At 64.2% G+C, this 23,166-nt stretch carries 25 protein-coding genes and 1 tRNA gene; 14 read left to right on the top strand and 12 right to left on the bottom strand.

The genetic code is table 11. The annotated features are described in order from the left end of the window. Positions 1-72 precede the first annotated feature (72 nt). The gene (locus ACFQS4_RS16080; protein ID WP_500194308.1) at positions 73-1,545 is read right to left on the bottom strand and encodes an ATPase domain-containing protein; all 1,473 of its coding nucleotides are present in this window, start codon (positions 1,543-1,545) and stop codon (positions 73-75) included. 282 nt (positions 1,546-1,827) lie between these two features. On the opposite strand from ACFQS4_RS16080, the gene ACFQS4_RS16075 reads away from it, so the two are divergent. Continuing rightward, positions 1,828-2,658: a stage II sporulation protein M gene (locus ACFQS4_RS16075; RefSeq protein WP_500194306.1), complete on the top strand. Its 831-nt coding sequence runs from the start codon at positions 1,828-1,830 to the stop codon at positions 2,656-2,658. 85 nt (positions 2,659-2,743) lie between these two features. Here ACFQS4_RS16075 and ACFQS4_RS16070 read toward each other — a convergent pair whose 3' ends face one another. Continuing rightward, positions 2,744-3,187 carry a hypothetical protein gene (locus ACFQS4_RS16070; protein WP_500194304.1) on the bottom strand — a complete coding sequence of 148 codons (444 nt, stop codon included), beginning with the start codon at positions 3,185-3,187 and terminating at the stop codon, positions 2,744-2,746. 72 nt (positions 3,188-3,259) lie between these two features. Continuing rightward, positions 3,260-3,718, bottom strand: coding sequence for a universal stress protein (locus tag ACFQS4_RS16065; RefSeq protein ID WP_500194301.1), 459 nt, complete (start codon positions 3,716-3,718; stop codon positions 3,260-3,262). 221 nt (positions 3,719-3,939) lie between these two features. On the opposite strand from ACFQS4_RS16065, the gene ACFQS4_RS16060 reads away from it, so the two are divergent. Then, positions 3,940-4,410 carry a universal stress protein gene (locus tag ACFQS4_RS16060; protein WP_500194299.1) on the top strand — a complete coding sequence of 157 codons (471 nt, stop codon included), beginning with the start codon at positions 3,940-3,942 and terminating at the stop codon, positions 4,408-4,410. A 54-nt stretch (positions 4,411-4,464) separates the two neighbouring features. After that, a complete protein-coding gene (locus tag ACFQS4_RS16055) occupies positions 4,465-5,706 on the top strand; it encodes a DHH family phosphoesterase (RefSeq protein ID WP_500194296.1) in 1,242 nt (413 codons plus the stop codon). Positions 5,707-5,773: 67 nt separating this feature from the next. Here ACFQS4_RS16055 and ACFQS4_RS16050 read toward each other — a convergent pair whose 3' ends face one another. Further along, complete coding sequence (locus tag ACFQS4_RS16050) at positions 5,774-6,229, bottom strand: hypothetical protein (RefSeq protein WP_500194293.1); 456 nt, start codon at positions 6,227-6,229, stop codon at positions 5,774-5,776. Positions 6,230-6,409: 180 nt separating this feature from the next. Between ACFQS4_RS16050 and ACFQS4_RS16045 the strand changes: the two genes are divergently transcribed. After that, positions 6,410-7,231, top strand: a complete 822-nt coding sequence (locus ACFQS4_RS16045; RefSeq protein ID WP_500194290.1) for a manganese catalase — start codon at positions 6,410-6,412, stop codon at positions 7,229-7,231. A gap of 203 nt (positions 7,232-7,434) precedes the next feature. After that, complete coding sequence (locus ACFQS4_RS16040; protein WP_500194287.1) at positions 7,435-7,872, top strand: SPW repeat protein; 438 nt, start codon at positions 7,435-7,437, stop codon at positions 7,870-7,872. 231 nt (positions 7,873-8,103) lie between these two features. Here ACFQS4_RS16040 and ACFQS4_RS16035 read toward each other — a convergent pair whose 3' ends face one another. Both ACFQS4_RS16035 and tgtA read right to left on the bottom strand, forming a co-directional pair. Next, positions 8,104-8,685, bottom strand: a complete 582-nt coding sequence (locus ACFQS4_RS16035) for a 2Fe-2S iron-sulfur cluster-binding protein (protein WP_500194285.1) — start codon at positions 8,683-8,685, stop codon at positions 8,104-8,106. Positions 8,686-8,770: 85 nt separating this feature from the next. Next, the gene (gene tgtA / locus ACFQS4_RS16030; RefSeq protein WP_500194283.1) at positions 8,771-10,258 is read right to left on the bottom strand and encodes a tRNA guanosine(15) transglycosylase TgtA; all 1,488 of its coding nucleotides are present in this window, start codon (positions 10,256-10,258) and stop codon (positions 8,771-8,773) included. Between the two features lie 249 nt (positions 10,259-10,507). Here tgtA and ACFQS4_RS16025 point away from each other — a divergent pair, with 249 nt between their 5' ends. The 3 genes from ACFQS4_RS16025 to npdG all read left to right on the top strand — a co-directional run bounded on the left by ACFQS4_RS16025 (position 10,508) and on the right by npdG (position 13,354). After that, complete coding sequence (locus tag ACFQS4_RS16025; protein ID WP_500194281.1) at positions 10,508-12,076, top strand: midas domain-containing protein; 1,569 nt, start codon at positions 10,508-10,510, stop codon at positions 12,074-12,076. A gap of 177 nt (positions 12,077-12,253) precedes the next feature. Next, positions 12,254-12,541: a hypothetical protein gene (locus ACFQS4_RS16020; protein ID WP_500194278.1), complete on the top strand. Its 288-nt coding sequence runs from the start codon at positions 12,254-12,256 to the stop codon at positions 12,539-12,541. A 138-nt stretch (positions 12,542-12,679) separates the two neighbouring features. Continuing rightward, positions 12,680-13,354, top strand: coding sequence for an NADPH-dependent F420 reductase (gene npdG / locus ACFQS4_RS16015; protein WP_500194276.1), 675 nt, complete (start codon positions 12,680-12,682; stop codon positions 13,352-13,354). Between the two features lie 105 nt (positions 13,355-13,459). On the opposite strand, the gene ACFQS4_RS16010 is transcribed toward npdG, so the two are convergent. Further along, positions 13,460-13,624, bottom strand: coding sequence for a hypothetical protein (locus ACFQS4_RS16010; protein WP_500194274.1), 165 nt, complete (start codon positions 13,622-13,624; stop codon positions 13,460-13,462). Positions 13,625-13,704: 80 nt separating this feature from the next. Further along, a complete protein-coding gene (locus ACFQS4_RS16005) occupies positions 13,705-13,974 on the bottom strand; it encodes a thioredoxin family protein (protein WP_253430898.1) in 270 nt (89 codons plus the stop codon). Between the two features lie 210 nt (positions 13,975-14,184). Between ACFQS4_RS16005 and ACFQS4_RS16000 the strand changes: the two genes are divergently transcribed. Then, on the top strand, positions 14,185-14,895 hold the full coding sequence (locus tag ACFQS4_RS16000; protein ID WP_500194271.1) for a 5-formyltetrahydrofolate cyclo-ligase: 711 nt from the start codon (positions 14,185-14,187) through the stop codon (positions 14,893-14,895). Between the two features lie 439 nt (positions 14,896-15,334). On the opposite strand, the gene ACFQS4_RS15995 is transcribed toward ACFQS4_RS16000, so the two are convergent. Beyond that, positions 15,335-15,667, bottom strand: a complete 333-nt coding sequence (locus tag ACFQS4_RS15995; protein ID WP_254158552.1) for a DUF7126 family protein — start codon at positions 15,665-15,667, stop codon at positions 15,335-15,337. A gap of 77 nt (positions 15,668-15,744) precedes the next feature. Further along, positions 15,745-16,242 (bottom strand): DUF6789 family protein, encoded by a 498-nt coding sequence (locus ACFQS4_RS15990; RefSeq protein WP_500194268.1) that lies wholly within the window; start codon positions 16,240-16,242, stop codon positions 15,745-15,747. 141 nt (positions 16,243-16,383) lie between these two features. On the opposite strand from ACFQS4_RS15990, the gene ACFQS4_RS15985 reads away from it, so the two are divergent. The 3 genes from ACFQS4_RS15985 to thrC all read left to right on the top strand — a co-directional run bounded on the left by ACFQS4_RS15985 (position 16,384) and on the right by thrC (position 18,526). Continuing rightward, positions 16,384-16,689, top strand: a complete 306-nt coding sequence (locus ACFQS4_RS15985; protein WP_500194266.1) for a DUF8001 family protein — start codon at positions 16,384-16,386, stop codon at positions 16,687-16,689. Positions 16,690-16,763: 74 nt separating this feature from the next. After that, positions 16,764-17,135 (top strand): helix-turn-helix domain-containing protein, encoded by a 372-nt coding sequence (locus tag ACFQS4_RS15980; protein ID WP_500194264.1) that lies wholly within the window; start codon positions 16,764-16,766, stop codon positions 17,133-17,135. 107 nt (positions 17,136-17,242) lie between these two features. Continuing rightward, positions 17,243-18,526 carry a threonine synthase gene (gene thrC / locus ACFQS4_RS15975; protein WP_500194261.1) on the top strand — a complete coding sequence of 428 codons (1,284 nt, stop codon included), beginning with the start codon at positions 17,243-17,245 and terminating at the stop codon, positions 18,524-18,526. A 27-nt stretch (positions 18,527-18,553) separates the two neighbouring features. Here thrC and ACFQS4_RS15970 read toward each other — a convergent pair whose 3' ends face one another. Then, positions 18,554-19,024 carry a carotenoid biosynthesis protein gene (locus ACFQS4_RS15970; protein WP_500194259.1) on the bottom strand — a complete coding sequence of 157 codons (471 nt, stop codon included), beginning with the start codon at positions 19,022-19,024 and terminating at the stop codon, positions 18,554-18,556. A 438-nt stretch (positions 19,025-19,462) separates the two neighbouring features. Between ACFQS4_RS15970 and ACFQS4_RS15965 the strand changes: the two genes are divergently transcribed. Continuing rightward, complete coding sequence (locus tag ACFQS4_RS15965; RefSeq protein WP_500194256.1) at positions 19,463-20,869, top strand: hypothetical protein; 1,407 nt, start codon at positions 19,463-19,465, stop codon at positions 20,867-20,869. Between the two features lie 416 nt (positions 20,870-21,285). Here the strand turns inward: ACFQS4_RS15965 and ACFQS4_RS15960 are convergent. Beyond that, positions 21,286-21,358, bottom strand: a tRNA-Arg gene (locus tag ACFQS4_RS15960). A gap of 315 nt (positions 21,359-21,673) precedes the next feature. Between ACFQS4_RS15960 and ACFQS4_RS15955 the strand changes: the two genes are divergently transcribed. Further along, positions 21,674-23,122 (top strand): single-stranded DNA binding protein, encoded by a 1,449-nt coding sequence (locus ACFQS4_RS15955; protein WP_500194254.1) that lies wholly within the window; start codon positions 21,674-21,676, stop codon positions 23,120-23,122. The last annotated feature ends 44 nt before the right edge of the window (positions 23,123-23,166 follow it).

Here is a 23,166-nt window from a genome sequence, read left to right as displayed (position 1 = left end):
TCGATCGACTCGAGCGTTGGTGGTCGTCGATCGACTCGAGCGTTGGTGGTCGTCGATCGACTCGAGCGTCGGTCACTCATCCTGTGCGAGGTCGCGAATGTCGCTCATGCGTGGGTTGCCCTGGAGCACGCCGTGGAGTCCCGAAAGCGGGTCGCCAACCCGGAGGCCGTCGTCGGTGATCTCGAACTCCCGGAGACTGTGTTCGAACCCGCCGGTTCGTTTCTTCAAGACGCCGATGACCTTCCGGAGTCGGCCGTCCAACTCGACGTAGCTCATGAAGGTGAGGTTGTCAGCCAGGTAGCTGATGTTCGGGCTCGTCGCCGTCGAGATTCCGGTGATCTCGGAGATCTCGTTCGTGAAGATGACCGTCACGCCCTCGTTCTTGAGGTAGCGAGTCAGGCCGTGAAGCTTTCGGATCAGTTCCGACTCCTCACCCTGAACCGAAATCGTGTAGCCATCGATGCCGTCGATGAACACGACATCGGTTCCCTGGGTTTCGACCTGTTCGATGACCCGGTGGGCGAACTCCTCGTTCGAGAGCGTCAGCGGTTCGACCTGCTCGATCGTGAGCGTACCCGATTCGCGCATCTCGTCGATGGGAAACCCGATCGACCTCGTTCGGTGGCAGTAGGTCTCGAGACTCTCCTCGAAGAGGTAGGCCGCACACGTCATCCCCTCCTCGATCGCCTGGGCCATGAACTGCGTGCCGAGGGTCGTCTTTCCGACGCCGGAGGGACCGCTGATGAACGTGACCGTCCGTTGCTCGAACCCGCCCTCGAGTAGGTCGTCGAGTTCGTCGATTCCCGACCGCAGCGGGGTCGGGTCGAACGCCGTCTCTTCGTGCACGGGAACGACGTCCGGGTAGACCTCGATTCCGTTCTGTCGGATCTCGAGGCCGTGTTCTCCCTCCATCTGTCCGAGTGCGCGGTGTTTCGCGGGAGTGATTCGTCGTCCATCGACCCCGCGAGTGAGTTCGATGATCCCGTCGCTCAGCGAGCGAACCTCAGCGTCGGACTTTTCGTCGTAGGCCGTGGGTGCCGTAGCGACGACCGTGATGTCGCGTTGTTTGAGAAACCGCATGAACGCGAGCATCCGCTTGCGGAACTGATAGCCGCTCGACTCGACGTACCGGAGCTGGGTGATCGGGTCGAGGACGACTCGCGTCGGGTCGATCTCCTTGATAGCGTCGTGAACGTCGCGGGTGTACTGCTCTTGCTCGAGGTCGCTCGGGTGGACCAGGTCGTAGGCCTCGTCCTGGGTGAAGAAGTCCGATTCGGGCCCCAGGTCGAGGAATTCGGCATCCCTGACGTCGATTCCGACGGCGAGCCCGTTCGAGACGATTTCCTCCTGGGATTCCTCGCCGTGAATACAGAGCACCGTCTCTCCCTCCTCGAGTCCCGCCTCGAGGAAGTGCATACCGAGAAGCGTTTTCCCCGTTCCCGGTTCGCCTTGGACGAGATACATACGGCCACGGACGAGTCCGCCGTTCAGAAGGGTATCGAGGCCATCAATTCCCGATCGGATCGTAGAGATGGATGCCGACATAGACGGCGAGACACTACGGGAGGGATGAGATAAAACCTGTGTGCTCCACACCCTGAAAATCGCAACGAACGGCGGTTGTCACCGGTATTCGGTACAATCGGTCGGGAATCGGTGCAAGATAACGGGCCGCCACCACCGGCCGAATCACTGGCGACCGTCCGATGGCGAACTCGTGCCCGGTAATCGCCGCCCACCCGGTTATCGTCCCCCTCCAAGTCCGATGTCGCCCACCCTCGCTGTCGTGGTCGGCGGATTTATCGCTTTGCTGACCGAACGTGACGTATGGCGACACGTTCGCGACCGGCGACGGACTCGAGACGGAGTCGACGGACACTCGTGCTCGTGCTCGCGCTATCGGTTCTAACGCTCCTGACGGCGCTGTACCTCCTGGTCACCGAATCGTCGGTTCGCCCGGCTGCCGGCGCGTCGCTCCTGGCGGCCGGGTTCGCCGCGTTCGCTGCCGTCGACCGGCTGAGTGACCGACGGGTGCTCGCGGCCCTCGAGGCCGGGTGGCGCGAGCACCGACCGTACGTCGGGTTCGCCGCCGCGACCTTCGCCATTGGGATCCTCCTGGGCGTTCTCCTCTACGCGCTCGGAGTCGATCTGCTCGAATTCGTGCTCGAGGCCCTCGGGGAGGAGCTCGTCGGGGACGAGGAACTCGAGCCCGGTGGCGAACCGGGGACCGGATCCGCGTCGATTGAACTGACCGCCGGATTGTTCGTCGTCAACAACTCGGGTCCCTTCGTGCTTGCCATTCTCGGCGCCGTCTCGCTCGGGGCGTTCACGCTCCTCATTATGGTTTTCAACGGCGTCCTCATCGGAAACCTCGCCGTCGGTATCGGCGGCCTGATTGGCTACGGCGAGTTCGTCGCCCTGCTCGTCCCCCACGGAGTGTTCGAACTCACGGCGCTCTTCATCGCGGCCGGCATCGGCTTCCGGCTCGTCTACCGTTTCGGCCAGCGCCTCCGCGGGAACCGCGACTCGTTTCTCACGAAGCGGTACCTCTATCGGACCGGACTCCTGGCGTGCTTCGGCTGGTTCCTGCTGGTGTTGGCGGCGTTCGTCGAGGCGTACCTGACCATCGCCATCGTCGAGGCGCTCTTTGGGATCTGATCGTCTGATCGGTTAACCGGCTGATCAGCTGATCGACGGGGCGGATTCGAGGAGACGGTACCAGCAACTGCGGCGTCCTGGGCGCTCACTCTCGAGGCGAATCGTCCACCGGCACCTCCCTGTCGTGGGTCGTCACTGGAACGATCACGGAGCCCGGTGGCGCGTCGGTCACCGTCGCCGCCACCGTCGTCTCCTCGAGGTCGGTGTCAGACTCGAGGAACTCGTAGCCGTCGTCCGTCTCGACGGCGACCGCGACGTCGGTCGGACTGGCCCCCGGCGGTAGTTCCGAGGGGTCGTACGGGAGTTCGATGCGGCAGGCCACGAGTCCCTCGACTTCGTCGACGGCATACAGTTCGACTGGGTCACCCAGGGCACCGGGCGGGGCCTCGACGTCGGACTCGGCCTCAACGATCTCGACGCTGTCGGGGACCGAAGACGCGACCAGTTCGAGGCGAGCGGTCGTTCCGGGAGCGGTCCGCTCGAGCGTCCGTTCGATGATGTCCTGCGGATCGTAGCCGGGAATGGGCATGGGTTAGCGTTCGAGCGTCATCGCCGTAGTTCCTCGGCGTGCTATCGCGTGGTCGGCTGTCCGCGACCATAGTCAGACCGACAGCACCGGCTGACTCGCGTACGAGAGGACGTACTCGGCGGCCTTCTCGAGGACCTCCGTCGGCGCGTCGGTCACCGACTCTCGCGGGAGCACGATGAAGTCGGCGTCGACGGATTCGGCGGCGTCGAGGACGACGCTTCCGGGATGGCGCGTCTTGATCGACGGCGAGAAGCCGTGAGCCGTCGACGTCGAGAACTTGACGTCGTAGGCGTCGGTCACGCCCGCGACCTCCTCGAGGAAGCCCTGGGTGTTCTCGGCGACGTCGGTCTCGGAGACGACGCCCGAATCCATGCCGTGAACGACCTCCCGTCCGAGGACGAACAGGACGTGGACGGTGGCGTCGTATCGGTCGGCGATGGCGACGGCGTACTCGACGGCGGTGGCGGAGTCCTCGCTTCCGTCGACCGGGGCGAGCACGGTGTCGACGGTGAGCGGATCGCTGACGTCCATACGCCCAGTGGGTGTGCCGGTGGCAAAAAACCAACCGTCTCCACGCTCGACCGGTCGCCGTTGGCGAGGTGTCCAAATGCGTCGTCCGTCGACGAGATGCCGAGTCGGCCCACCGTCACCGGATATCGAGATGCGCCGTCCACTCTACCGATCGGTTCCGACCGATACCACACCCGCGCCGTTCGAATGCGTTTATAGGCCCGGAGGGGAAACGTACGACCATGTTCGACACGGTCGTCGTCGCGACGGACGGGTCCGAGAGCGTCGAGCGCGCCGTCGAGGTCGGCATCGACCTCGCCGCCCGATTCGGCGCCGACGTACACGCCCTCTCGGTCGTCGACGCCAGCGAAGTCGACGCCTCGCCCGAACAGCTCCGCGAGGAGCTCCGAACTGCCCTCGAGACCCACGCCGAAGGCGCGCTCTCGAGCGTTCACGACGAGGCCGGTCCCGGAATCACGACCGCGGTCCGGGAGGGGCGTCCGGCCCCCGAAATCATCGCGTACGCGCGCGAGCAGGACGCCGATCTGATCGTCACCGGCACGCGCGGTCGCCACGGCGAGAACCGCCTGTTGCTGGGGAGCGTCGCCGAGCGCATCGTCCGCACGTCACCGATTCCGATCCTGACGGTCAGACAGCTCCCCGACGCGGAAGGCGAGGAGACGGCCGCCGGGAGCAGTCAGGCGACGACCTGAACGGACTCGAGCGACATCCGGCGGTTACTTCCCTCTCGCCCCCGCAGCAGGGGTATGGACGCCGATCTCATCTCGAGTTCCGATCTCCCACTGGCTCGCAAATCCGTACTCCCGGGCACCGGCTTCTTCCTGCCCGACGACGTCGGGGACGACCTTGAGGAGCAGAAAGCACGGGCCGCCCTCGAGGGCGCCGAGGTCGCCGTCGTCGCGGACCCGGACGCCGACGGGCTGGCCTGCGTGGCCATGATTCGCGAGGCGTACGACGACGTGCAGGTGGTTCCGGAGCCGCCGACGGACGACCAGGACGAGGAAGAAGATGACGGGGTTGATGACGGTGACGCAGATGCCGTCACCGACGCCAGCGCCGGCCCCCTCGAGGAACCCGAACCGACCCCCCACCGCGTCGCCTTGCTCCCCGCGAGCCCTCACAACGTCGAGGAGGCCCTCGAACGAGTCGCCGCCTACGCCGACTCCGGCATCGACTGCTACGTCTGTGACCTCTGTCCGGATCGCTACGAGTACGTCGAGGACGAACTCACAGCGCTGCTCGAGGCCGCCGGCGACGTCTCGTGGTTCGACCACCATCAGTGGGACGACGCCGTCGCCGAAGCGGTCAGGGACGCCGGCGTCGACCTCGTCGTCGGCGACTCCGAAGAGGAGTGCACCGCCGACGTGACCCTCCGGTCGCTCGCCTACGACTTCGACGACAAATACGAAACCCTCGCGGCGGTCACGCGCGATCACGACCTCTGGCTCCGCGAGGACCCGCGAAGCGACGACCTGGCCGACTACGCCTACTGGACGAACCCCGCGGAGTACGTCGAGGTCGTCAGGGAGTACGGCGTCGACTTCCCCGCGTGGGTGCGCGAGTTCATCACCGAGCGCCGCGTCGAGAAGGAGGCCCTGATCGAGCAGGCAGTCGGCCGCGCGAAGTTCCACGACGTCGGCGGCTACACCGTCGGCGTCACCTACGGCCGCTGTTCGCAAAACGAGGTCGCCGAGGCCATGCGCGAGGAAGGCGCCGACGCCTCCGTCGTCGTCAAACCCGCCGGGTCGGCCTCGATTCGAGGCACCGACGAATTCGACCGCTGCCACGAGGTCGCGGGACGGGTCAACGGCGGCGGCCACCCGAAAGCCGCGGGCTGCAAGCCCGACATCTACGACGACATGCTCGATTACGCCCACCACTGGACGACCCGCGGCGCGGTCACGAAGCAGGTCATCCTCGAGGCGTTCGAGGACGTCGTCGAGAGTTCGAGTGCGGAAACCGCGGATGGCGACGGACTCGAGGAGTAAGACTGACCGCGGATCGACCTTCTCTCCGCCGACAACGTGGACGGCCGCCCGTCGTTCGTCGTTTCGTTCACGGTTTCACGGAAGCAGGCGCAAATTCCTCGTCGAACTCGAGCTCGATGTCGATCACGTTTCTGGCGGCTGTCGAGTCGGAACGACGAGGCGAGCCGAGCGTGATCGTTCGGCCTCGCCGAGGCAGGTCGGAGTCGGTAAAGAGAAAGGCGCGAAACGACCGGGAGCCGTGGAGCGTGACGACGTTCGTTACGTAGGTCTGCTCGAGCGCTCGCGGTCGCCAGTCGAGGTCGCGTTCGACGAGCGAGCAGCGCGATCCGGGCGCGTACTGGTACGAGAACATCGCACCGTGCGTGGGGACGGGGTCCGACCGAGGCGACCCGCGTTCGGTCGCCGTCTCGGATTCGTCCACGCTCTCGACGCGTCCGATCAGCCCGCTGGCCGCCCCAACGGTTCCGGATTGGAGCACTCGCCGTCTCGTCGTCGTTCGCTCGTCGAGGGTGTCGGAAGTCATAGAAACTCGAGCCACCGCACGGACCACGGGCGCCGAGAAAAAGGTGTGTTGCCGGCGGTGCTGACGTTCCGCCGACGCTGTATCTCTCTCACGTCGGTCTCTCGGACGCCACATAATTACAATATCCACTACGTATGAAATATTTATCCCGGGTGATGGTGTCGGGGGAGTGGAGAAACGATGTTCTTTCAAGAACCAACACTTCAGTACGAGGTCACCGTCGAAGAACCGGACCCGCACTTCGCCAAACTGCTCCAGCAGGCGATCGGCGGGCAAGAGGGTGAGATGCGCGTCGCCCTCCAGTACATGTTCCAGGCGTGGGCGCTGCCCGAGGAGTACGAAGCCTACCGGAATCTACTGATGGAAACCGCCGCCGAGGAACTCGGCCACATCGAGATGCTCGCCACGGCCGTCACGAAGAACCTCCGCGGCTCGCCCAAACAGATGCGCGAGGAGAGCGAAAACGCCGCGGCGGCCGCGGCGGCGATGACCGGCCAGAATCCACGGCAGTTCCTCTCGGTCGGGCTCTCGGCAATGCCCGTCGACAGCAACGGCGTTCCTTTCACGGGCGGCTATATCGCTGCCTCGGGTAACCTCGCGGGCGACCTGTACGCGAACGTGATGGCCGAGGCGACCGGACGCACGCTCGCGACTCGCCTCTGGGAGTACACCGACGACCCCGGGATGAAGGACATGCTCTCGTACCTCATCGCCCGCGACACCATGCACCAGAACCAGTGGCTCGAGGCCCTGGAGTCGCTCGAGGACCCGGTTCCGGTTCCTGCGAGCTTTCCGCAGGAAGAGGAGAATCAGGAGTTCAACTACGCGTTCATGTCGACCCGAAGAGAGCCCCAGGAGGACCCCGGCTACCCGTGGACGGAAGGTGACTCACCCGACGGAAAAGGCGAGTTCTCCTACCTCGCGGAACAACCCGGAGACGGCGAGGTCGTCGCCCCGGATCCGGATCCGAAGACGTACAACGATCCGAACGATTCGGAGTGAGTTCGGCGCGCAGCGACACGCACCGGCCCACCAATCGGCGACGAACGCCCGGTAAAGCGGAGAAACGCCGGCAGTCGTTCGAGTAGCCTGCCACACGTGCGAACGCGGTAACCCGAACTTACGTCCACAGGGTTTCGTCCTCCCGACGGGTGCAAGCACCGCTGTTATCCTTAGCTGGGCTACAGATTCGGACGGAGTTCATCATGAGTGATACACCGACTGACACCGAACCGAGCGGTCGCCGCGAGTCCGCGCGAAATACCATAAACACAGACGTCATGCAGTGGCTGAGCGCCCTGGTCGCGCTGATCGGCCTGTACGTCGTCGCCTCGCCGTTCATCTTCGAAGCCACGGAGACAGCGATCTGGAACGACACGCTCGTCGGAACGGCAATTTTCCTGCTCGCCGGGTACAACTTCTACCGGCTCTCGAGGGATCGGCTGGCGAGCGTCGGCGCCGCATCGCTGACCGTCCTGCTCGGCCTGTGGTTGTTGATCGCACCCTCGTTCATCGAGATGGGGAGTGACCAACTCGCGACCGGTACCGCCATTTCCGGCGCGCTCGTGGCTCTCCTCTCGGCGTACAACGCGTACGCCAACAACAAGGCCGACGCGCCCGATCGCGCTCGTGCTCGCGCCTGAGACGGTCAGTCTTCTGTTTCGGTAGACGAATAGTAATTTCGGCTGCGAGTGTGCGTTTCCTCATCGATACGCCCAGGAAGCAGGTTGAGACAGCGGAAGTGTTCGAAGCAGACTATAGTTTCTATATCAAACCTCGAGCCGACTCGACCCGCTCGAGCAGGGCATCGAAGCCACGCGACGAGTGAAAGAATAGAGACCGCAAAACGAGTCGGAAAGCGGGAGTCGGACCGACTACGGGGCTTCGTTCGTTTCGATCGAGAACTCCCCGCGTGGGTAGCCGACGCACGTGAGGACGTACCCCTCACCCATCTCGTTCTCGTCGAGCATCTGCTGGTTGTCGTGTTCGATGAGTTCGTTCGCGTCACCGGAAATCTTGGCCGAACAGGAGACACAGCTGCCCTCGCGGCAGGCGTAGGGCAGGTCCCAGCCCTGGTCTTCGCCCTGGTCGAGCAGCGGTTCGTTGTTCGCGACCTCGATCGTCTCGCCTTCCTTGACCCACTCGACCTCGTAGTACTCGATTTCGTCCTCGGGGATGTCCCCGGGACCGGATGCGGCTTCGCTCTCGCCCTCCCCTCCCTCGAGTTCGCCGCCTGCTTCGCCGCCGCCGACGGCCGCGACGGCGCCACCGCCGCCGATAGACCGGTTCATCGGCTCCGGGAAGTCGGTCTCGGGGACGCTCTTCGCACGGTGTTCGAGGACGTCCTGGGAGATGTCCTCGGTCGGGCGCCACGGGGTCCCGCGGGCGAGGTGAAGCACGGTCGCCCCGAGGGTCAGGGTGAGCCCGATGATGAGCCCCATCTGGCTGTAGTCCATATGCGTGGGATTTGGGTGCAGTGATTTATGTGTGTTGCTCTTTCCTCGAACGGCGTTTCGATGGGACGTCTCGTCGCCGACGGGATCACCGTGCGGATCGATCGGTCGTCAGGTCGAGACACTGCACGTTCTCGGGCACCGACTCGAGGACGCTCGCTGGCCAGTGGCGGTGGCCCAGCGTGAACTCGCTGTCGGGGTTGGCATCGACCAGTCGGGAGATCCCCGCGGCAGCTGCCTTGAGGGCCGCCCGGTCTCGCCGCTCGGGCACCTCGGCCGCGAGGGGGTAGGTTCGTGAGAGTGCCCGTGGGAAGGGACCGAAGGGGGGCAGGACGCGCCAGGAGGCGTCGTACCGGTCCTCGCTCGAGGCGTCGCCCTCGGTGAGGAAGACGGAATCCGGCACGTCGAGGCGCTCGAGTCGGCGGTGGTGGCGCAGGACTTCCGGGCGGCGGGCGCTCTCGTGGGAGGTGTAGAAGAACGTCCCCTTCGAGACGGGGTCGGTCCGCTCGAGTTGCTCGGCGTGGTCCAGGAGGGCGCGGTAGCCGTCGAGCATCGTTGGATGTGAACGAGCGCGTTGTTCGACCAGCTCGAGGAGGCGACCCGCGCGGATCGCGTCCTTGATCCGTCGGATTTCGGCGAAGCTGACGTGGAGATTGTGTTCGGCGAGGGCGGTCTCGCGGGCGTCGTCGTCCAGTGCGGACAGGCTGCCGGGATCGTGGCTCGTACAGATGGGGCAGGGACAGGGCAGGTGCGTCAGGTCGTCGAGGTGACGCGTCCCCCGGACGGTGAGGTAGCGATCGTCGCGGGCGTAGAGCGCGTAGGCGGCGGAGTCGAAGAGGTCGCAGCCGATGGCGGCCGCGAGGGCGAACATCATGGGGTGGCCCGCTCCGAAGAGGTGGACCGGCGCGTCGGCACCCAGTCCTCGCTTCGCGGCGGCCACGACGTCGACCATGTCGTCGTATCGATAGTCGTTCATCAGTGGGACGACCGCGCCCACAGGAAATACGTCGAGGTCGGTCCCGTCGGCGTGTCGCCCCGCCCGCTCGCGCAGGTCAGGATAGGTCGATCCCTGGACGGGTGCGTTGACGAGCATCTCGCCGGTGTCGACGGCTTCGGCGGCCTCGAGGCGCTCCTGGGTGGTTTCGAGTTCCGTCTCGGCGCGCTCGCGGGAGACGTCCGGCGGGGTCGGGATGTCCACGGGCGTCCCGATGTCCGAGCCGATCTTGTGCTGGAACTCGAGAATCTCCTCGGTCGTGACGGAGATGTCGCCGTATTCGGACAGCTGGAAGGAACCGGAGTCGGTCGTGATCGCACCGTCGAAATCCAAGAGGTCGTGGAGGCCGTCCTCGAGTGCCTGCTCGCGGACGTCCTGGCTGTTGTGGATGATGTAGGCGTTGGTGATCAGAATCTCCGCGCCGAAGTCCTCGCCCAGGCGGCCCGGCTCAATGGTGTCCAGGTGGGGATTGATGACGGGGAGCAACGCCGGCGTCTCGACCGTGGTGTCGGCTCGCGGGACCGTCAACTCGCCGAGGCGGCCGCCGGCGTCCGTCGCCCGGATTTCGAAGCACTCGCGCATCGACCGAGTGTTGGCGAGCGCGCCGGTAAACGTTCCGTTCCGAAGCGCTGGGCTCGGGTGGTCAGCGTATGCAAGCATTGCGCCAATACTCACGTGTCCCCTCTGGGTCCCAGCGAAGCCGGTCGAAGACGACGCTGTCAGTAAAATCATCACTATCGACCGTTTCGAGAGTACAGCGCCGGTTTCGCGCGAAGAAAGCCCGTAACAGTCTCTTTGTTTTACTCTCATCGTCGCCATCGGTCGAATCGCATGGCTTCACGAGCACAAAAGTTGACCGTCATCCTCGTCACTGCCCTGGTTGCCGTCGCGATCGGCGGCGGCCCTGCACTGGCCGCGGCGACAACAGGGACGAGTGCGAGTGATGACGCGACGACGGGAGACACGAGCGCATCGATCCAGAACGTCCAGGTCGGAACCCTGGAACTCGAGAACGTCACCCTCGAGAACGTGACGATCGAGGAGTTGAACGTCGAGACCCTGAACGTCGAAGACGAAGAACTCGAGCAGGCACTCGAGGAGGACAACGAGACGGACGATTCGGGGGCGAACGACACCGATACCGATACGGAGACTGACACCGAGAACGACACGGACGTCGGTACGGACGACGGCGACAACGAAACTGACGCAGGTGACGGCAACGACCTCGGCACGGACTCCCAGGAGATCACCATCTCGGATATCGAGATCGAATCGCTCGAGCTCGAGAACGTCTCGATGAGTGATCTTAGCTTCGAGGAAGAAGGGATGGGCGACGACAACGAGACGGATACCGACGTTGGGGTCGACGATGGCGAAGACAACGAGACTGACGTCGGCATGGACGACGAAGACAACGAGACTGACGTCGGCGTGGATGATGAAGACAACGAGACTGACGTCGGTATGGACGACGAAGACAACGAGACCGACGTCGGCACTGAGGACGGCGACAACGAAACCACTGGAGAGAACGTCATCGAGGAGGATACCGACGAACTCGTCGTCCAGAACGCCACCATCGAGGAGATGAACGTCGAACAGCTCACCATCGAGGAGATGAACGTCGAGGAAGACGAAGAGGGCGTCCTCGAGCAGATCGGTGGCTTCTTCGAGGGGCTGTTAGGCGGTGACGGTGACGACAACGAGACGGACACCGACGTTGGGACCGACGATGGCGAAGACAACGAGACTGACGTCGGTCTGGACGACGAAGACAACGAGACCGACGTTGGCGTGGATGATGAAGACAACGAGACGGATACTGACGTCGGCACGAACGATACAGACAACGAAACTGACGAGCAAAACACGCAAGAGATCGAGGAACTCACCATCGAAACCTTCGAAGTCGAGGAACTCACCTTCGAGTCGATGACCATCCAGTCGCTCGAGAGTAGCGACGAAGACGGCGTCGACACCGAGGACGATAACGAGACCGAGACGGACGTCGGAACCGACGACGACAACGAAACCGACGTTGGAGTCGACGATGGCGAGGACAACGAGACCGACGTTGGGACTGATGACGGCGACAACGAGACCGACATCGGAACCGACGACGGTGAAGAGAACGAGACCGACATCGGCACCGACGACGAGATGAACGACACCGGTGAGACCATCGAGTTCGTCTCCGCCAGCGAGGTAACCGTCGAGAACTCCACCGCCGAAACGGTCACGCTCGGCGACACCAGCGAACTCGAGGAGGCGCTCGGTGAGGACGGCGACAACGAGACGGATACCGGTACCGACACTAACGATACCGACGATACTGACACCGAGGACGACACCAACGACACCGAAACCGACCAGCGTTCACTGCCGTTCCTCGGCTGAGAAGTCACGGCCGGTGGACTCAGTCCACGTGCCGTTTCGATTTTTTCGCACGCCTGAATGCTGATGAGCAACAGCGTTCGATGGACGGTGCTCGTCGATCCACACCATCGAGCGCCTCCGCACCCAGCCGAAACCCGACGGCCCGACCTTGATACCGCCCCATCTCGTATCGACCGTATGGCCGAACACTCCCCCGACGAGATCGAGGCCGCTCTCGAGCGCGCGACCGACCTCGAGACCGACGAGGCGCTTACCGTCCTCGAAGACGCGCGACGAACGCTAACGGACCTCGACGATTCGGAACTCCAGGAGGCGGACCTCGACGTCGACCTCGAGGGCCACACATCGCCTCGGGAAGCCCTGGAAACCCGAATCGAGCAGCGGATCCGCGAAATCGAGAATCGCGGCGCCTACGATGGCGGCCTCGGGTCGGCGATGAACCCGGAAGACGACGACGCGCCATGAGCCATGAACCATGAACCCTGAGGTGTGAGGCGGACACCCGTCTCGGCCCTTTTTCGTTCTCGAGTGAACGCCCACCGAAACCGGCAGGACCGACCGAACACCTAGCGATTAATCACCCTGCCGACCCCAGAATCGGGTATGCGAATCGCACTCCTCGGTGGGACCGGCGACATCGGCGAAGGACTGGCGCTGCGCTTTGCTCGAGACACCGACCACGAGATTCTGATCGGCTCTCGCGACCCGGAGAAGGCTCGAGACGCCGCCGACACCTACGTCGAAACGATCGAATCCCAGTCCCGCGGCGGGGAGCCGACGGTCAAGGGCTTCGCCAACGAGATGGCGGCCGACCGCGCGGACGTCGTCGTACTCGCGGTGCCGCCGTACCACGTCGGCGACACGGTCGAAGCGGTCGCCGAAAAACTCGACGCGGACTCGATTCTGGTCAGCCCCGCGGTCGGCATGAAAGGCGACGAGGACGGCCTGCACTACCACCCGCCCGGAACCGGGAGCGTCACGGCGCTCGTCGCTCAGCGCGCGCCCGACGACGTGCCGGTCGTCGGCGCGTTCCACAACCTCGCTGCCGCGAAACTGTCGAACCTCGAGGCCGACCTGGACGTCGATACCCTCGTCGTCGGCGACGACGTCTCGGCGAAAGAGATGGTGCGGCGACTGGCGACGGAGATCGACGGTCTCCGGGCGCTCGACGCCGGCCCCATCGCCAACGCACCCGAGGTCGAGAGCGTGACGCCGCTCGTGATCAACGTCGCCCGGTACAACGACGACATGCGCGACGTTGGTGTTCGATTCCACTGACCTGTACAGGAGCAGCGCTGGCACCGCTTCTTGAGACGCCGGCGAACGATGGCGTCACGGTACTGATTCTCGACGAACTGTCCACGACCGCCGACACCAGCGCCCTCACCGACGCGTACGCGTCGATGAATCGATCGATCTCGAGACGGAGGCGAAAAATCGGTTGGCCTCGAGACGGAGGACGACACGATCACCGCCCTCCAGGTTTACCTCGAGCGCATCGACGACGTCGGCGTCCCGCTCGTCGATCGGAACGTACTCGATCGTCACGGCGAAAAACGCGGAGAGAATCGTCCGTCCGAGCGACGAACCGATTTTCGGTTGCTCAGGCCTGCGCTCGGTCGCGGCCCTTACGCGCCGGCCGATTCGAGGGCGTCCTCGATGTCCTCGCGCTGGGTAACGCCGACGAAGCGTTCGACCACGCCGTCGTCGTTCTCGATGATGAGCGTCGGCAACGAGCGAACCTGATACTCGTTTGCGACGTCCTGTTCCTCGTCGACGTTGACCTTCTCTACTTCGAATCGGCCGTCCCAGTCGTCCTCGAGCTCCTCGAGGATCGGGTCCTGGGTCTTACAGGGGCCACACCAGTCCGCGTAGAAGTCCTTGAGCGTAACAGTCATGCCGTTCATCGGATCTTTCCGCCCGCCGCGCATAAGGGTTTCCCACCTGTGTATGCTTGCCGGAAGTCCGGGTGTTAGAAGTGTAAGAGGTCCATACGAGCGGCCGTAGTGATCTGGGAACGGTCGGCCGCATCCGAAATCTTGGGGCGAGCGACGCGACGATCGGTCGAAATCACCATCACCATAGGGACGGTGAGACGTACGACTCGTATGGAGAAAGACGCGATCCGCGACCGAATCTGGGACGACCTCGAGTCCTCCGGAACGGCCCGGTTTCCCTACCCGCCACACGGCCGCATTCCGAATTTCGAGGGGGCGAAAGAGGCCGCGGCGGTGTTAGCCGAGCAACCGGAGTGGCAGGCCGCAGAGACGATCAAGGCCAATCCGGACGCGCCACAGCTACCCGTGCGGCGGCGAGCGCTTCGAGACGGAAAGACGGTCTACATGGCGGTGCCGCGCCTTCGAGACGAGCGGTGCTTTCTTGAACTCGATCCAGAGACGCTCGAGGATTACGACGCGGCGACGACGGTCTCCGGTTCGTCGACTCACGGCACCGCGGTTCGACCCGAAACCGTCCCCGACATCGACCTGATCGTCTCCGGAAGCGTCGCCGTCGACGAAACGGGAACCCGGATCGGCAAAGGCGAGGGCTACAGCGACCTCGAGTACGCCATCCTTCGCGAACTCGGCCTGGTCGACGACGAGACAATCGTCGCGACGACCGTCCACGAACGACAGCTGGTCTCGGGTCTCGAGTCGGACGCCCACGACGTCCCGATGGATCTGATCGTCACACCGGAACGCGTTCTCCGCCCGGACCCGGCCGACAGGCCGACGGGTATCGACTGGAACGCGCTCGCTGACGAACGGCTCGACGAGATCCCAATACTACGGGCACTTCGAGACGACATCGACGACTAGAGATCGGTCAGAGATCGGTCTCGAGGGTGGAAAATTGCAGGGACGAAGGAGGCCGGTGCAGAGCCTCCATCGTCGACAGCCACGAACCGGCCGGAGGAGGTGCAGGCCTCCGTCCGCGAACGTGGCGCGGCAATGGTGGGGAAGGGTGCTGTGGTGGGTTGCTGGAAGTCACGGGATCGACTAAGGCTTGGGGTGCCTCTTGTGGTGGGATTCGCCCGTCGACCTCCATCAAGGACAACGAGTGGTAGTTACTTCAACGCCGGTGTCGGTCCACCCGATTCGGTCGGATTCTACCACACTTTACCCGGATTTAATCGGCCGAATTCGAGGGGTAGAAAGTTCATTAACAGAATATTCCGAATCCGCACGATCAATTGCAACGAATTTATTCCAGTTGCAGGCAAAATGTGCCAATCCCGCGGGAACTAGCGACGAGTGGTCACGGCGATGGCTCCCGGACGAGTTCGCTCGCGAGCACGTCCGGAGCGATCAGGGCCGGGTCGACCGCGAGGTCGAGCTGGCCGCGTACGAACTCCGGCACCGTATTCCGGTCGTAGACGACCGTCCGAACGTCGTCGGTGAGATCACAGACGATCGGGATCGTCGTCGACTCACCGACGTCAGTCAGGACGTACAATTCAGCGTCGACGATGCCTGCTTCCTCGAGTACCGGCCGGGTCAGGGGACCCTCGAGCCGTTTCACGTCGGCGCCGACGGCCTCGAGCGCGTCGGCGATACCGTCCTCGTCGGGAGCAGTGACAATCGCGTTCATCGTGGCTGAGGCGACGAGCCCCGGGGGTTTGTGTGTGTCGAAGCGGCGCAAACCCGGCGGGGAAGCCACTTTCCCGGTCAGGGCTGGATCAGGGCGTAGACCGTACCGAGAACGAGGCCGTAAACGGCGTGACCGACGAGGCTGAGTTCGCTGACGTTCGGAAGCGGCGGAGCGCCCGGGAAGCCGACCGCGTCGAGCCAGATTGGCATGACGAAGACCGCCAGGACGACCCACACGACGACGCCGTACAGCAGTCCGACCAGCGCGGTCTTGACGCCCGAGTTCGTCCAGGTGGCGATCGGTCCGCGGTGGACCAGTACGGCGAAGACGACGCCGATAACGGCGCCGTGTGAGAGGTGAATTACCCAGCCCGCGAGGTCCGCAGGGTTCGCGGGCGTGGCCTCGATACCGTACATATTCGGAATCGCGACCTCGAGGACGGGGTCCGGGATCATGGTCACCATGAGCGCGCCGAAGGCGACGGAGCCGAGTAGCCCGCCGACGACCCCGGCTTGCCAGGGCTGGATCGATGTTCGATTCGCGACGGTCGTCTGTGATGTGGTACCTGATGCCATACAAGAGGACGTACAGTCCTCGAGGAACTACGTCTATCCCGGTGTGGAGTCGTTCATACACGATCGCGCGTGCGTGGCGTCGGGAACGGACGGGGTAATGGAGAGAAACCGTTTTTCCTGTGGTTCTCGAACGGAGAACGAATGACGACGCCGTTGCGGATCGCGGCCGGCGAGCACCCGCCTGAGACGATTCTCGAGGCGCTTCGAGACGGGCGCCGAGTCGTGATCACGACCCGGGCACTCGGCGAGAGCCACGACGTCACGCTTCGCGTCGTCGACGGTACGTACTACTGCGATACGCCGACCCGCCTTCACCGGCACGAAACGCTCGAGGAGATGCGAGCCTGCATTCGAAAGATGGGATACGCGAAATCGGATGCCACGGATTCAGCCGACTCGAGCGGCAACGCGGAATCGACGGACCCGTACAGCGACGACGAGGACTGATCCTCGGCCGCGAACCCGTACAACCCCGCACGACCGGGCGAGCGTTTTTGGCGCCATCGCCCGCACGTGAACACATGTCGAACGATCCCCGCCATCGACTCGAGGAGTTGATGGAGCAGTCGGATCCGCAATTCCACACCGTGATGAGTTGCGTATTCGGCATCGAAACCCACGAAACGCGGACCTACCTGACGCTCCTCGAGCACCCCGGGAGCACGATCGCGGAGCTGGCGTCGGTGCTCGACCGCGACCGAAGCACGGTCAACCGATCGCTGTCGACGCTCGTCGAGCGCGGGCTCGCACAACGAGATCGGCGACTCCTCGACGGCGGTGGATACGTCTACCAGTACACCGCCGTCCCCCTCCCCGAGGCGAAAGAAGCGCTCCACGAAGCGCTCGACACCTGGACCGCGGGCGTTCACGAGGTCATCGACGACTTTTCGTGAGAATCGGCGTCGTGATGACCACCGACATCGTGGTGGCCCGATAGCCCTCGACGGCAGCATCCGCAGCAACCCACCCACTTTTCCCCGTTGGCTCCCTCCCGCCGGTAATGACCGAAAGCCACGATCCTTCGCACACCCTCTCTCTCACGGCCAACTGGGAGTCACCAGCCGAAACCGCGGTCGACGGTACCTGGCTCGAGTGTGTCGCCTGCGGCGAGACGTTCGCCCCGTTCGAGGCCATTCGCTACACCTGCGACGCCTGCGACGGGCTGCTCGAGGTTCGCTCCGACGACCTTCCCACGTTCGAGGACTTCTCGGGCACCGGGGTCTGGCGGTACGCCGAATCGCTCCCGCTCGACTCGGGTGTCACAATCCGGGAGGGGAACACGCCGCTCTACCGAGTTCCTCGGCTTGAAGCCGACGTCGGCGTCGAGACCCTTCGAATTAAACACGAGGGGATGAACCCGACCGGGAGCTTCAAAGATCGGGGAATGACCGTCGGCGTCGCCGTCGCCCGCGAACTCGGCGCCGACCGCCTCGCGTGCGCCTCCACGGGCAACACCAGTGCCGCCCTCGCGGCGTACGGTTCTCGCGGTGGCATGGAGACGCTCGTCCTCCTTCCCGCAGGCAAGGTCGCCGCCGGCAAGATCGCCCAGGCCAGCCTCCACGGGGCGCGCATCCTCGAGGTCGACGGCAACTTCGACTGGTGTCTCGACATCGTCCAGGAGCTGGCCAGTCGTGGCGAAACCTACCTCCTCAACTCGCTGAACCCGTTCCGCCTCGAGGGCCAGAAGACGATCGGGCTCGAGATTCTCGAGGGGTTCCAGGCCGACTACGGGACCTGGCCCGACCGGATCGTCCTCCCCGTCGGCAACGCGGGGAACACTGCGGCGCTGTACAAGGTCTTCCGCGAGCTGGTCCAGGCGGGCGAACTCGCGATCGGGAACGTGCCGAAACTGACGGGCGTGCAGGCCGAGGGGGCCGCACCGATGGTCGAAGCGATCGAGAACGACGCGGACGCGGTGCGCCGCTGGGACGAAGTCGAAACGCGCGCGACGGCGATCCGGATCGGCAATCCCGTGAACGCGCCGAAGGCCCTCCCCGGGATCAGGGAGACCGGCGGGACCGCAGTCGCCGTCAGCGACGAGGCGATCACCGCGGCTCAGCGCGACCTGGCCGAGGAAGGCATCGGGGTCGAACCCGCGTCGGCCGCGTCGGTCGCTGGCCTTCGGAAACTTCGAGCACAGGGCATCGTCGCCGCCGACGAACGCGTCGCCTGTCTCACTACCGGACACTTGCTCAAGGACCCCGACGCGGCCGCCGCGGCCGGCCGCGATCCGGAGCCGGTTCCCGCCGATACGGCGGGCGTCCTCGAGGTACTCGAGTCCTGACTCGCTAGTCGCGAAAGGGAGGCCGAACTAGAGCAGCGAGACGGCGACCGCCGCTGTCAGTCCACTGATGACAAACCAGCCCAGAAAGTTCCACCACGGAACCCCGCGACGACGGGGCCCGGGGAGCCCGTCGGTGTAGGTCCAATACCCCTCCTCGACGCCCTGGTGATCGACCAGCAGGTCGTACCCGGTCGCGAGCGCGGCCGCGAGGACGACGACACTCCAGCCGTCGACCGCGAGAAACGCGAGCCGAAGTGCGACGTAGATCGCGCCGGTCCAGCCGAACAGCACGTAGAGCGGCACGCCCGCGACCTTCGGGCCGAGGTGGTGCTCGAGCCAGCCGAGGCCGATGACGAGCGCTTCCGCAACGAATGCGATCAACGCGCCGCCGACGAAGAACGCGATCGTCACGCGTGTTGGCCACGTGAACGTGGCGTGTAAGAGGGCAATGACGCCGACGAGTACCGTCGTGAGTGCGAACTGACGACTGCCTGGCATACGTCGTTCGTTTCATGCCAGGAACAAATACGTGCTTCCTCTAGCCCGGAGCGAGTGAGGGCGCACGATTCCGTCCAGAGAAACCCACGAACTGTGATCAATCCGGATTAACTAACCCAGTTCACATACTTAGCGCCCGTTCGAGCGGCCGATCGACGAATTCACTGATCCGAACGGAGTTAGCTGGCGAGTAACCCATCGACCCCCTCGCGTGCGTGAATGTCGTTTCTGGGGGAGCGTTATTGGTTCGAATAATTGCAACTCTATTATTTTATTCCTGAAATTCAAGCGTGGAACGTTACAGAGCCTATAGCCAAATAGTCACTGTTCTCAGGGCCTCCCGTGAGTTCCAACGAACCACAGTCGGCTCGATTCGGTCGGAGATCGTATCTGAAAGGTTGTCTCGTCGGCGCCGGTTCTGCGCTCGCTCTTTCGGGGGTGACGTCCGCGTCTGACGATACACTCGAGGACCAGTACCGGACGGTTATCGACGTCACGGAGGAGGGGGCGGACAACACCGGAAACGAATCGGTGACACCCGTCATACAGCGGCTCGTCAACGACGACACGCTGCTGAAGTTCCCCGAGGGGCGTTACTACATGGACGAGCAGGTCCGGTTCACCAACTTCAATAATGCCGGATTCGTCGGGGACAAGGCGACGCTGGTACCCGCGAACTACCACAATTTCGATGGACCGCAGTACCGTCTGTTCAGGCTCGGCACCGCCGACCGTCCCGGACGGGACCTGCACTTCGAGAACTTTACCGTGGACCAGAGTGCCAAGGACACGGGGATCCGCGTAATCAGCGCGGAGGTCGAAGACGGCCTCTACGTCGGCAGAATCGGTATTTACGGCCTGCACGACAGCGGCACGTGGGGTCCGGGTCTGTTCAACATCACCGATCCGGGAGGAACGGGATTCGTCGAGTGTTTCCGTGCGAAAGCTGGCGGGGCTCACGTCGACGACACGCCTAACAGCGGGAACATGTGGCGCGGGCCCACCGGGATCGCCGTCAACCCGAATCATCACGGGTCGCTCACGCTGAGTGACTGTACCCTCGGCGCGTTCCCTGACAACGGCCTCTACGAATCGTCGGACGACGGCGAACTCGTCGTCCAGGGTGGCCTGTTTAGAAACAGCGGCACCGCGTCGATTCGGCTCTCCGGGAACCGGGCCACGGTCAAGGACCCGGTCATCGTCGTGGACGACAATGCCGTGCGAGCAGCGGGCCAGCACGCAATTCGACTCGACCACGGGCAGTCGTTCGAAATTGACGGCGCCGAGATCAGGATTCCCGAACCGAACGGGGCTGCGATACGGGTGATGGACGACGTCGACGAGGCCACAATCAGGAACACCTCGATTTCGATCGGCGACGGTAACAACTCGGGAATCCGGATCGATCCCGAGTCGGGACGAACGACGGTCGAAAACGTCGACGTCGACATCGACGCCAGCGGCTACGCGTTCCGCATCCTCGGCGAGGACGCCGGCATCGTCAGTCTGCGAGACGTCAACGTGACCGGCGACGCGACCAGATCGCCGATCCGACACACGATCTACTGTGAGCGAAGCAACTGCCGGTTCCACGACCTGTCGATCGACCAGCCCGGAGACGGTCGCGGGGGACTCGAGCTCCGCGGTGACAATTACCACATCACCAACGGCGAGTTCACGACGGATGACGTTCCCATCGTCGTCAACGGCTCCGACGACGTGGTGATCGAAGACAGTTACAGCGAGTCCTACGAGGGCGAGGACTCCCTGTTCATCCTCGACGGCTCGAGTAACGTCTCGCTGCAGAACAACGACTTCCCCGGCGGCGTGAAAGACACCCGGTAACGGCAATCGGACCGCTGTTGATCTACGTTTTTTGGAGCGTACTCGAGGGGAGTGACGGAGTCGTCCACCGGAGGGTTACGTCCAAAGAGCGTTCTAACGGAGCCTCCGCTGAGACTACGTTCACGAGAGCGCCCTGACTGAGCCACCGTCCAGAGGTACGTCCAAAGAGCGTCCTGACGGAGTCTTTCGCGAGCGAAGCGAGCGAAAGGCACGTCAGGACCGAACCCGCAGCGAGCGCTGAGCAACGCGAAGCGCTCGCGAGAAGTGAGCGTCCTGACGGAGATTTGAACACGTCGAGACGGTCCGGGTCGCTCACGTCGTTCGCTTTCCGAGCTGCGACTCGTCTGCTCAAATCTCCGTGTGTGTTTCGTCGACACCAGTCGCTCGCTCCGCTCGCGGGTTAGTGTCGACAGAAACGTCCTGACGGAGATTTGAACTCCGGTCCCTGGCTCCGCAAGCCAAGAGGATAGTCCACTACCCTACCAGGACTCATCTCATCGTTACCCGGAGTCGGTTAAAGCCCTTTCGAAAGGGAGGCGGTGCCGCTGTCGATTCTGTGGGACGTGACCGCAGCGCACAGCTCTCGAGTCACTACCTCGAGTCCTTCACGAGTCACTCACGAATCAGGTCCCCGAACCACGTTTCAAGTCACGACCTCGAGCACCAGCGCACGCTCGACACCGACCGACGGCGGCCGACGGTTTAAATACGATCCCGCGGCAGGTCCCGGTATGAACGACCGAATCCGGCGACGACCGCAAATGGACAATGCTTATGCGCGGGCTACCCATGCACGAGCATAGAATGAGCGAGATCGAGGGTATCTACGAGGACCTCGAGGCCGACGTCTCCCTCGAGGAGTTTCGCGAGGCCGTCGAGGCCAAAGTCGAGCAGATGGGTGGGCTCGCCGACGAGGAAACGGCGGCGATGCTCATCGCACACGAACTCGGCGAGAGCGAGGTCACCGGCGTCGCGGACATCGAACCGGGGATGGAGGAGGCGAAGTTCACCGCGAAGGTCGTAAAGATCGGCGATCTCCGCACGTTCGAGCGCGACGGCGAGGACGAGGACGGGCGCGTCGTCAACGTCGAAGTCGCCGACGAGACCGGGAGCGTCCGGGCTGCCTTCTGGGACGAACACGCCCAGGCAGCCGTCGACGAACTCGAGGAGGGACAGGTGCTGAAGGTTAAGGGCCGCCCGAAGGAGGGGTTCAGCGGGGTCGAGGTGAGCGTCGACGACGTCGAGCCGGACGACGACACCGAGATCGACGTCCAGATTTCCGACACCTACACCGTCGAGGCGCTCTCGCTCGGCCTCTCGGACGTGAACCTCGTCGGCGTCGTCCTGGACACCGACGCCGTCCGGACGTTCGACCGGGACGACGGCTCGGAGGGGAAGGTGGCCAACCTCACGCTCGGCGACTCGACCGGACGTGTCCGGGTCACTCTCTGGGACGAGCGAGCCGACCTCGCCGAGGAGTTCGTCCCCGGTGACACCGTCGAGGTCGTCGACGGCTACGTGCGCGACCGCGACGGCTCGCTCGAACTCCACGTCGGCAACCGCGGCGCCGTCGAGGGAGTCGAGGCGGACGTCGAGTACGTCCCCGAGAGCACGCCGATCGAATCCCTCGAGATCGGGGACACGGTCGACATCGCGGGCGTCGTTCGATCCGCGGACCCGAAGCGGACGTTCGACCGGGACGACGGCTCGGAAGGGCAGGTTCGAAACATCCGCGTCCAGGACGCGACGGGCGACATTCGCGTCGCCATGTGGAGTGAGAAGGCCGACGTCGACGTCGGTCCCGGCGACGAGGTCGCCCTGGCGGACGTCGAGATTAAGGATGGCTGGCAGGACGACCTCGAGGCCTCCGCCGGGTGGCGCTCGACCGTGACGGTGCTCGGCGAGGGCGGTGGCGGTGGTGCCAGCGCCGACTCGAGTTCAGCCGACGGCGGGAGCGAGTCGGCCGGGCTCTCGGCGTTCGCGGACGGCGATGCCGGCGGGGCGAACGCGCCCGAAGACGGTGAGGATGGCGATGCAGGTGATGCTGCCGGTGCCGACGACGCCGACGACCCCGAAGACGGCGAACAGATCGAGTTCACCGGCGTCGTCGTCCAGGCTGGCGACCCGGTCGTCCTCGACGACGGCGAGACGACGATGAGCGTCGAGACGAGCGCCGACGTCGGCCTCGGGGAAGAAGTGACGGCGCGTGGCCAAGTCAGCGACGGGCGACTCGAGGCCGACGAGGTCTTCTGAGCGGGCACGCCCGTAGCCTGTACGAAAAGCGTTAAGAAGGTCAA

This window comes from Saliphagus sp. GCM10025317 (assembly GCF_042663665.1).
Taxonomy (GTDB): domain Archaea; phylum Halobacteriota; class Halobacteria; order Halobacteriales; family Natrialbaceae; genus Natronosalvus.
Note: the sequence above shows the minus strand (reverse complement) of the source record. Positions and strands in the feature narration are given on the sequence as shown.